This window comes from Chamaesiphon sp. OTE_20_metabat_361 (assembly GCF_031364565.1).
The window spans coordinates 1-8,655 of record NZ_JANLWO010000746.1 but is presented as its reverse complement, the minus strand read 5'-3'; the positions used below and the strand labels follow the sequence as shown (position 1 = coordinate 8,655).

The following is an 8,655-nucleotide window of genomic DNA, read 5'->3' as shown; positions in this document are numbered from 1 at the left end:
GGTGTCTATGGCCGAGTGGAACCACACCGATCCCTTCCCGAACTCGGAGGTGAAACGCTCGCACGGCGACGATAGTTGGGGGGTTGCCCCCTGTCAAAATAGCTCGCTGCCAAGCTTAATATTTAAAAGAGTCGGATACTATTAGTGTTCGGCTCTTTTGATTATATAAATATGAATGCTAAATAGTAGATTTAGTTAAATATACGGTTGTTCAACTCAGTCAAGCATTGAAGCGAGATTTTCCATATCAAGTGATTTCGCCAGCTTTTGAGTTTGGAATTTTTAGTAAGTATCCACTAAAATCTAGTCAACCATTAGGATGACCATTATTAGTAGTTGGCGATTTCAATACTAGCGATCTTGATCGTAATTATCACTTACTGAGTCGCTCTTTGAATAATGCTTTTCAGATAGCAGGATGGGGAATGGGAATGACATTTCCGATCGCACCACCAGTGGCAATTCCGCTGGTGAGAATCGACCATATTTTCTATTCTAATCACTGGCACGCTCGTTCTGCTTGGACGAAGGCGGGTATTGGTTCCGACCATCAATATCTCGTCGCCGATTTGCAATTAAAGTAGCAATAATTAGCTAAGCTTTTAGGGCGATGGGAACGCTAAAATACATCAGCGGGATCGGCAGCGCGAAGTTTGTTTGACGCGATTGCGGCGGAAATCAGACACATGGCAAGAGTTAAAATAAACACTGTTATAGCTAAATTGAGGGTCATAAGTAGCTCTAGGCGGGTGAGGTTTGTTAACAGTTGATACATGCCCAATGTGACGATAAAACCAGGGATAAAGCCTAAAATCGCGAGGAATATTGCTTCTTGGAAGATGACTGATAGGAGCGATCGATTGGAGTAGCCGATGGCTTTGAGGGTGGCGTATTCGGCCAAATGGTCGCTGACATCGCTGTAGAGGACTTGATAAACGATCGCGACACCAACTATGAAACCCATCATTGCGCCAAAATTAAAGATCGTACTGCTAGGGTTGGCATCTTGAAATTGTAATTCTTTGGCTTGTAGCTCTTGATGGGTGAGTGCTTTAATGCCAGGAACGTTTTGCTCGATTCCCCGTTTGAGGGCGATGAGATCGGTACCGGGTTTAACGCGAATGATGCCGAGTGATACCTGTTGGAGCGATTCACTGCCAAATAGCTCGGCGAAGGTGCGATCGCTGGTAATCAGATTGCCTTCACTGAGAAAGAAGGAGCAGCCGAGACTAAATAAACCATTCACAACCAAGCGTTGATTATTTAACATCGCGGTAGTTGTCGGTTTGGACGCTAACTGGGCGGGAATCGGCCCTAATTCGGCGCGAGATAATCGATCGAATAAAACGGTAAATGGTTCGCGGAGTTTGGATTGTTGGCGATTGACTTCTGGCAGATCGAAGATTTGGAGTTGAGGATTGTAGGCAAATACCCGCGTATCGTAAGAAATTGTTTTTTTATTTAATGCCCAGACACCACGCCGCATGTATAGTGGCTCGGCAGTAACGATCCCATCAAATGCAGCGGCTTGATAGAGGCGAGTGCGATCGAAAGTATCGGCACCAATAAATAGCGCATCGGGATTTATTAAAAATAAGTCGCCTTGTAGATGTTTGGGTAATAAGATTGCGCCGCCAGCAAATAAATTGACGAATCCTAACTGCATGAAAATCAACACGTTAGCAAAAGCAATTCCGCCCATAGCAACGCTGGTGCGGACTCTTTGGTGAGCTAATTGTGCCCATGCTAGGGGAACGCGGCGGGAAAAAAGGTTGTTCATGACTTTGAAGGTAGGCGCACGCGCACTTGGAGATTTGTCAGCTTGGCAACTTTAGTTGTATCCTGGGGCGCAATTTTAATTTTAACGGCGACAATTCTGCTGTCCTTGTCAGTAGCTGGATTATTACCACTAGCCTCTTGGCTTTGTTTGCGCCCCACTTGTAAGCCAATTTGGGCAACGGTGCCTTGGAGCGATCCGGCAAAGCTATTGTATTCGCTGGTAACTACGGCGGGTTGTCCCTGGTAAATGCGATTGATATCGATTTCAGCAACTTCGGCAATGACGTACATATTCGTGGTTTGAGCTAGTTCGACGATGCCCTGAGCGGTGTTTACCTGCTCGCCGACGCGGGTATTAATTTTGAGAATTTGACCGTCTACAGGGACGCGGACTTCCGAATCACGCAGGGCGGCTTGTTTTTGCTCGACGGCGATTTTGGCTTTGTCGAGTTGGGCTTGCGCGATTCGCACGTCGGTGGGGCGAACTTCGCGCAACTCGGCTAATTTTGCCTGCTCCTGTTGGATCTCCGCCGTGAGTGTGTGAATGACGCGGTTTAATTCGGCTTGCTTTTCCTTGACTGTCTGGCGAACGGTGGCTAATTCGGTGCTAATCCGTCCCGATTGGGATTGGATTTCTAGCTTTTTCTCTTGGAGAGTGGCGGTGGCGGCGGCTAATTCTTCGGTGGCTTTGTCTAATTGGGTTTTGGTGTCGATTTGGCGTTCTTGGAGTAATGCTTGGGCGGAGGTAAATTCTTCTTGGGCTTTGTCTAGCTGAGATTTGCTAATGCCCCCAGAACGATAGAGGGTGAGCTTGCGCTGATATTCCGTCCGCGCGTTGGTGAATTTGGCACGTAAGCCGAGGGTATTGTAACCCGATCGATCGAACTGACTGCGGCGGCGATATTCCGCCTCAGCATTGGCTAATTTGGCGCGGGCTGTCAATAAGCCTAACCCCGCTTTCGTCGAGCTAGCTTGGCGCAGATCGTTGGCTAAGGCGTTTTGCAATTGCGCTTGGGCACTATTGAGGACGGCTTGTTGCTGTTGGCGCGCGCTCGTCAGTTGCGCTTGGAGCCGGGAGATCGCCGCAGTTTGGGCGACAATTTGCGAATTTTTGAAACCACCTTGAACGATCTTCGAGAGTTCGAGTTCGCGCAGTTTGACATCTGCTAGGGCATCCCGTAAGTCAGCTTGTTTGCGATCGATCCCTTGTAAAATAGCAATGATTCGATCGCGCTTGACAAAATCACCTTCTTTAATCAAGATCCGATCGACTCGACTATCTTGAGCATTCGCCACCGAGAGCTTAATCACTTCACCTTCAGGCTGAATCCGTCCCAATGCCACTACCGCATTCGGTTTGGCAGGGATAACTGGCTGGGGACTTTGTTGGGCGATGCCTGACGTGCAGCCACCCAGCAGTACCACTAGTCCACAAATTGTCAGCGCGAAATCGGGTTTCATGCCTTGAGGATTACTGATGTTGTCGATCTTATACTACTTGCGAATGGACGCGATTAGTTATGACGGTCGTCATATGCTAGGGGGTAGGGGATAGGGGATAGGGGATAGGGGATAGGGAATAGGTAAGAGGTAAGAGGTAAGAGGTAAGAGGTAAGAGGTAAGAGGTAAGAGGTAAGAGAAAGCAGCGAACGCCGCTTCCTACAAATCGAACCTTACGCAGGAGAGTTTGAGAGGCGGCGATTTGCGCTCCTCGGGTTCCCCGAGGGTTTAGCAAATCAAGACAGCATCCCGCCTTTCAACGGGGGGTCTGGGGGTACCGACCCCCAGATCCGGGTTCTGCCTCCGCTAGTAAATCCGCAGCTAACTAGTATCTATTATTTGCCGCTTCGCTTTAAACACTCCTTATGGTAATGGCAGGGATACAGGGAAAAACAACAGGATCGATCGTAAAAGTAGCCAACTGAAATCTTAAATGTCGCCAGATTGCCGACAAGCCCGATCCGCAGGGACTGAATATGGATAAAATATAAATAGATTGAGTCCTCAGCCAGAGAGCGGAACTAATCGGCGACCATTGCCAGATCTCATCACGATCGCAAGTCTTGAGATTTTCTAGATTAGTTGTGAGCCGATCGCTGGTTGGGATCTGCGATCGTTATCCCCTCATGACTACGAATAATCTGTGTTTGTCCTTAACGGTTATGAATATCTCCTCGGCTTCATCCTGACATGTAGCCTGGTGCCGATATTAGCACTATCAGCATCGAAATTACTGCGTCCCAGCGGTGGTGGCCCAGAACGCCGCACGACCTACGAATCGGGGATGGAACCGATCGGCGGTGCCTGGATTCAGTTTAATATTCGGTACTATATGTTTGCCCTAGTCTTCGTTGTCTTTGACGTAGAGACGGTATTCCTGTACCCGTGGGCAGTCGCATTTAGTCAACTAGGTTTGCTAGCTTTTATTGAAGCGCTTATTTTTATCACAATTCTTGTAATCGCCCTAGTTTATGCTTGGCGCAAAGGAGCCTTAGAATGGTCATGACCCCCAATGATATCAATAATTTAGAGCGGATCTCCAATCCGATCGAGCGTCCGCAAGTAACTACCGATTTGTCAGAAAATGTGATCCTGACGACGGTAGACGATCTCTACAACTGGTCGCGGTTATCGAGCCTGTGGCCGTTGTTATTTGGTACCGCCTGCTGTTTTATCGAAATGGCCGCAATGATCGGTTCTAGATTTGATTTCGATCGGTTTGGACTGATTCCTCGTGCGAGTACCCGTCAGGCAGATTTGTTGATTACTGCTGGTACGATCACGATGAAGATGGCTCCAGCCTTGGTACGTCTCTACGAGCAAATGCCCGAACCCAAGTATGTAATTGCGATGGGTGCATGTACGATCACGGGCGGGATGTTTAGTGCCGACTCGCCGACTGCGGTACGCGGTGTCGATAAACTCATCCCCGTCGATATTTATCTCCCCGGTTGTCCGCCGCGTCCCGAAGCGGTAATGGATGCCATCATCAAGCTGCGGAAAAAAATCGCTAACGAGTCAATGCAAGAGCGGAGTCTGCTCAATCAAACTCACCGTTACTACAGTACGACACATAACATGAAAGTCGTACCACCCATCTTGACCGGAGCATATCTCCAGACGGGTAAACACGACAGTCCCCCAGCCGAAATCGCTGCCGCAATGGGAATGCCAGTACCGCCCGCATTAGTTAATGCTCAAAAACAGGAGGTCGAACGTGGCTGAGGAAGAAACCAAGGAAACGGCGGAAATAACGCCAGCCGCAGCCCCGATCGTCCCAGCGGGTAAAGTCTCCCAATGGTTGACCCAGAACGGCTTTGTAGACCATACAGAGCTGGCGATCGACGCCCAAGGTGTCGAAATCATCCGCGTTGAAGCTCAGTTCTTGTTACCTGTAGCGACGGCTCTATATGCCTATGGGTTTAATTTTATGCAGTGTCAGGGCGGCTATGATGCTGGCCCTGGCGATGAACTGGTGAGTTTTTATCACTTAATTAAGATGAGTGATAATGCCGTCAAACCCGAGGAAGTCCGCGTCAAAGTATTTTTATCTCGCGAAAATCCAGTCGTACCCTCGGTATATTGGATTTGGCGAACTGCCGACTGGCAAGAGCGGGAAACATACGATATGTACGGGATTGTTTATCAGGGACATCCGAATCTCAAGCGGCTATTGATGCCAGAAGATTGGGTCGGTTATCCCCTCCGCAAGGATTATGTTTCGCCTGATTTTTATGAGTTGCAAGACGCTCATTAAATAAGTTGGTTTTCCTCGCTATGAAGCGGGGATTTTTTTAATATCTCGCTCGATTATTGTATTATTCGTGCGCTTTTCCCTCGATTGCAATCAAAGCATAGAGTCGATTATCAGATCGGGGCAAAAATTTTCAGAAGTAGAAATAATTGAATTAGCCGATCGGGTGTTAGCCATTTTAACCTATCTCCATCAACAACATCCGCCAGTCATCCACCGCGATCTCAAGCCGAGTAATATCCTCTTGGGCGATCGTTCTGGTAATAGTATCGGGGAAGTGTATCTAGTAGATTTTGGTTCGGTACAGACGATTGCCAGTAAGGATGGTGGGACGATTACGATCGTGGGGAGCTATGGTTATATTCCCCTCGAACAATTTGGCGGTCAAACTACGACGGCTTCGGACTTATATAGTTTGGGGATGACAATTATTTATCTCCTGACGGGGACTCATCCGGCGGAGTTAGCACAGGTTAATGGACGGGTCAAATTTCAGTCTACAATTAGCAAGCGATTCGATCGGTGGTTGGCACAGATGACTGAACCGCACCTCGACAAAAGATTTGAGTCAGCACAATTAGCACAGACAGCACTGGCAGGTCGGGATGGTAGTTGTGGAGATTTTGGATATATCGAGCCGGAAAATAACATCAGAGCGATATGCCATCGGGCAAGATCTATCTCAAGCCGAACTGGGATGGTTGGGACAGGAATTAAGTAATTTCCTAGATCTGGAGTTGCAGATAATTTATCCGACCCCTCAAGTGCCAGCAGCCCCAGCAGCCGTATCGGAAGTATCAGACGATTGGGTGTAAGAGCCTGACGATAGCTATCAAAATGTCGTGTCAGGATCGCCGCTGGGGAATAGAGATAGTTAGTAACTCTTAACAAAAAACCACTGCCGAGCCAGTCTAGACTTGGTAAAATGCACTTATGGCAGCAATTCTCTACAAGAAAGGTTGCGCCAATGAGATGTCTAAGCTCTTGCTTGAGCCGAAGCTTGCGAGTCGCCTTACACGACGATCGCAATATGAATGAATTATAAATAAAATCACTATGGTAAATTCCCCTACAAAACCATCATTTGACGAAATCAGACCGGGGATCAAACGCCCCGCCAAAGAGACTCTCCTCACTCCTCGGTTCTACACTACCGACTTTGAAGAGATGGCAAAGATGGATCTCTCTGTCAATGAAGATGAGTTGCGTGCGATTATCGAAGAAATGCGGGTTGACTATAACCGCAACCACTTCGTCAGAGATGAAAGATTCGAGCGCTCTTGGGACGATCTCCCAGCCCAAACCCGTCAGATATTCATCGAATTTCTCGAAAGCTCTTGCACTTCCGAATTTTCTGGGTTCCTGCTCTACAAAGAACTCAGTCGGAAGCTCAAGCACAAGAATCCGTTGCTAGCCGAAGGTTTTAACCTGCTATCGCGGGATGAAGCGCGTCATGCTGGCTTTCTCAATAAGGCGATGTCTGACTTTGGACTCTCGCTAGATTTGGGCTTTCTCACTCAGACTCACAACTACACTTTCTTCAAGCCCAAATTTATCTTCTACTCAGTCTACCTATCTGAGAAGATTGGGTACTGGCGATATATTAAGATTTTCCAGCATTTAGAAGCCAATCCCGAAAATCGGATCTACCCGATCTTCCACTTCTTTGATAACTGGTGCCAAGATGAGAACCGTCACGGTGATTTCTTCGATGCCCTGATGCGTGCCCAACCCCAGCTTCTCAATGATTTCAGAGCAAAACTCTGGTGTCGGTTCTTCCTGCTGGCGGTATTTGCGACGATGTATCTTCGCGACAGAGAAAGCAAATTCTATGGCATGTTGGGGATGAATAGCCGTGACTTTGATATCGAAGTCATCCAAGAAACTAATAAAACTGCGGGACGAGTATTCCCGATTATTTTAGATGTCGATCGTCCAGAGTTTTTCCAAACTTTAGACAAGTGTGCCGCAGACTATCTAAAGTTAGTAGCATCGGCACAATCCACCGCACCTAAGTGGTTGAAAAAGATTCAGAATCTACCGACGATCGCATCGATGGGTGTAAAATTACTCCGCTTGTATCTGATGAAACCGATCGACATGACTAAGCAAGCAGGTGTCGTTCGCTAGACATTTTGAATTAGATTAAATTCTCTGAGTTAATGGTTCTGTCATGACAGAACCATTTTTTTAAGCGTATACCTATTTAACTCGATCGAAGCACTGCTCTGCGATCGGAGCGGACTCAGCTGTAAATTATCCGCACTGGGAGTGCCAAATTATCGAACTAATTGCAGTAAATCGCTGTCTGACCGAACTTTTTTGACTCCTGGCGGTGGGGAAAATTTAAAAGTTTGCTTGCTAGGATTGGTGGTAGTTGTATGCGTCATAATTTTTTCGACTATTTTCATATCGCCAACTTCCGTAGTACTAGTAAATTCAATTTGTTTGAGGATTCCGGTTACTGGTTGAATTAATCCAGTAAAACTAATTTTACTGACTTTATTATCGGTGGTATAAACCTGTAAACTTTGACCGTCAACTTGACGAGTATTTCCTTGTAAATTAGCCATTAACTCGGCAGGAATCGATTTAAACGGATCGCGACCAGCAGCGATATCGGTAATAACTGTCTTGCGTCCAGCTTCAGGCGCACTTACAAAGAAAACGGTAGAGAGTCCGACGAGTAGTGAATAAGGTTGCGGCTTAAACTCTGAGAAAGTAGTTTGTGAATATTGGCGTTTGTCGGGACGATAGATCCAGACATTTTGACCGTCACAAACGATCGTGTAGGCAGTTTTAGTTGGCGACCCCGATCGAGATAAAATTAATTCCGAGCGGAATCGATCGTCGGTTTGGGCGATCGTTTTGACAGTGGCATTAATTTGGACGGGAGTGGTATTCTTGCCTTGAGGCTGAATTGTCATCACTACTTGCGATTCGGTCTGAGCGCGATTGCCTTGCCAAAATATGCCGATGGCTTTAGTTAATAATTTGAGATCTGGGGTGGTAGCTGTCGGTCGTGCTGATGGCGTAGTTGGAGCGGGGATGGAGTTCGGGGTTAGGGTTGGTCTTGGGGTGGTAGTTGGTGTTGAGTTTGGTGTGGGTGGTAATTTCGGGGT

Annotated in this window: 7 protein-coding genes, 1 rRNA gene and 2 pseudogenes; 7 read left to right on the top strand and 3 right to left on the bottom strand. The window is 47.3% G+C overall.

The window, feature by feature from the left end; all coding sequences use genetic code 11:
* Both rrf and RMO35_RS21235 read left to right on the top strand, forming a co-directional pair.
* Nucleotides 1–115: ribosomal RNA gene (rrf, locus tag RMO35_RS21240) — 5S ribosomal RNA — on the top strand; the annotation flags it as partial.
* 220 nt (nt 116–335) lie between these two features.
* Nucleotides 336–584, top strand: a pseudogene (locus RMO35_RS21235) (endonuclease/exonuclease/phosphatase family protein); the annotation flags it as partial.
* 35 nt (nt 585–619) lie between these two features.
* Here the strand turns inward: RMO35_RS21235 and devC are convergent.
* Together devC and RMO35_RS21225 are read right to left on the bottom strand one after the other, a co-directional pair.
* Nucleotides 620–1,780 carry an ABC transporter permease DevC gene (devC, locus tag RMO35_RS21230; RefSeq protein WP_309744007.1) on the bottom strand — a complete coding sequence of 387 codons (1,161 nt, stop codon included), beginning with the start codon at nt 1,778–1,780 and terminating at the stop codon, nt 620–622.
* Nucleotides 1,777–3,240, bottom strand: coding sequence for an HlyD family efflux transporter periplasmic adaptor subunit (locus RMO35_RS21225; protein ID WP_309744005.1), 1,464 nt, complete (start codon nt 3,238–3,240; stop codon nt 1,777–1,779). The genes devC and RMO35_RS21225 overlap by 4 nt, the downstream gene beginning before the upstream one ends.
* Before the next feature lie 682 nt (nt 3,241–3,922).
* On the opposite strand from RMO35_RS21225, the gene ndhC reads away from it, so the two are divergent.
* The 5 genes from ndhC (at nt 3,923) to acsF (ending at nt 7,663) form a co-directional block, all read left to right on the top strand.
* Nucleotides 3,923–4,285, top strand: coding sequence for a photosynthetic/respiratory NAD(P)H-quinone oxidoreductase subunit C (gene ndhC, locus RMO35_RS21220; protein WP_309744003.1), 363 nt, complete (start codon nt 3,923–3,925; stop codon nt 4,283–4,285).
* Complete coding sequence (locus RMO35_RS21215; protein ID WP_309744001.1) at nt 4,282–5,004, top strand: NADH dehydrogenase subunit K; 723 nt, start codon at nt 4,282–4,284, stop codon at nt 5,002–5,004. Before ndhC ends, RMO35_RS21215 begins: the two co-directional genes overlap by 4 nt.
* Entirely contained in the window at nt 4,997–5,536 is a 540-nt protein-coding gene (locus RMO35_RS21210) for an NAD(P)H-quinone oxidoreductase subunit J (RefSeq protein ID WP_309743999.1), read from the top strand. Before RMO35_RS21215 ends, RMO35_RS21210 begins: the two co-directional genes overlap by 8 nt.
* A 67-nt stretch (nt 5,537–5,603) precedes the next feature.
* On the top strand, nt 5,604–6,254 hold the full coding sequence (locus tag RMO35_RS21205) for a protein kinase domain-containing protein (RefSeq protein ID WP_309743997.1): 651 nt from the start codon (nt 5,604–5,606) through the stop codon (nt 6,252–6,254).
* Between the two features lie 335 nt (nt 6,255–6,589).
* A complete protein-coding gene (acsF, locus tag RMO35_RS21200; protein WP_309743995.1) occupies nt 6,590–7,663 on the top strand; it encodes a magnesium-protoporphyrin IX monomethyl ester (oxidative) cyclase in 1,074 nt (357 codons plus the stop codon).
* Between the two features lie 149 nt (nt 7,664–7,812).
* Here acsF and RMO35_RS21195 read toward each other — a convergent pair.
* A pseudogene (locus RMO35_RS21195) lies at nt 7,813–8,655 on the bottom strand (DUF2092 domain-containing protein); the annotation flags it as partial.